The following is a 1,497-nucleotide window of genomic DNA, read 5'->3' as shown; positions in this document are numbered from 1 at the left end:
AAGAAGTATGAGCGTACTGCAGGAGCCGGAGACCTTCTGGCTAAGTATGACGGACAAACCAAAGAAGAACTGGACGAGCTTGCTCTGGATGTAAGCATTGCCGGCCGCATCATGGGTAAACGGGTAATGGGAAAAGCCAGCTTCGCCCACATCCAGGACCTAAGCGGTAAAATCCAGATTTATGTGCGCCAGGACAGCATTCCTGAAGAGCAATACGCAGCATTTAATGTTCTTGATTTGGGCGACATCATCGGTGTCCGCGGAACGTTGTTCAAGACCAAAACAGGTGAAACGTCGATTAAAGCGAGCAACCTCGAGGTATTGTCCAAATCCCTGCTTCCTTTGCCTGAGAAATATCACGGCCTGAAGGATGTAGAGCTGCGCTACCGTCAGCGTTATGTAGACCTGATTATCAACCCTGAGGTACAGCAGACGTTTATTGCCCGTTCACGGATTATCCAGTCGATGCGCCGTTATCTGGACTCGCCGGGCTATCTTGAAGTTGAAACTCCGACTCTGCAATGCAATTGCCGGCGGGGCTGCTGCGCGTCCGTTCATTACCCACCACAATACACTGGATATGCAGCTGTACATGCGTATTGCTATCGAGCTCCACCTGAAGCGCCTGATTGTCGGCGGTCTGGAGAAAGTCTACGAAATCGGCCGCGTCTATCGTAATGAAGGGATTTCAACAAGACACAATCCGGAATTCACTATGATCGAGCTGTACGAAGCTTATGCTGACTACAAAGACATTATGCAGCTGACGGAGAACATGATCGCCCACATCGCCCAGGAGGTTCTTGGCAGCCAGAAGATTAACTATCAGGGACAAGAAGTCGACCTCTCACCGGGATGGCGCCGCGTAACCATGGTTGATGCCGTTAAAGAAGTAACTGGTGTTGACTTTGGCGTTCATATGACTGATGAGGAAGCCCAGCGTCTGGCTAAGGAGCACCGTGTGCCGGTTGAGAAGCACATGACCTTCGGCCATATCCTCAATGCGTTCTTCGAACAATTCGTTGAGGAAACACTGATTCAGCCTACATTTGTAATGGGTCATCCGGTTGAAATCTCGCCACTGGCCAAAAAGAATGAGCTGGATCCGCGGTTTACTGACCGTTTTGAGCTATTTATTGTTGCCCGTGAGCACGCAAATGCATTTAGCGAGCTGAATGACCCGATTGACCAGCGTCAGCGGTTCGAAGCTCAGATTCACGAAAAAGAGCAGGGTAACGATGAGGCCCATGAGATGGACGATGACTTCATCCGTGCGCTGGAATACGGTATGCCTCCTACAGGCGGACTCGGAATCGGTGTAGACCGTCTGATCATGCTGCTTACCAACGCGGCTTCTATCCGTGATGTTCTGTTGTTCCCGCATATGCGTAACAAAGACTGAATAAAGTCCTGATCCCAAAACCACAATTACCAGGGAAGCTGCACAGGCAGTTTCCTTGGTTCAATGGTGGAATGAGCGTAAACTTTTAAAATAAT

At 49.9% G+C, this 1,497-nt stretch carries 1 pseudogene; it reads left to right on the top strand.

Going from position 1 to position 1,497, the window contains the following annotated elements:
• A pseudogene (gene lysS, locus AQR02_RS30325) lies at positions 1-1,402 on the top strand (lysine--tRNA ligase); the annotation flags it as partial.
• Positions 1,403-1,497: the final 95 nt, after the last annotated feature.

The organism is Paenibacillus ihuae (assembly GCF_001368795.1).
In the GTDB taxonomy this organism is placed as follows: Bacteria; Bacillota; Bacilli; order Paenibacillales; family Paenibacillaceae; genus Paenibacillus_AQ; species Paenibacillus_AQ ihuae.
This window is presented reverse-complemented; position numbering and strand designations above follow the sequence as displayed.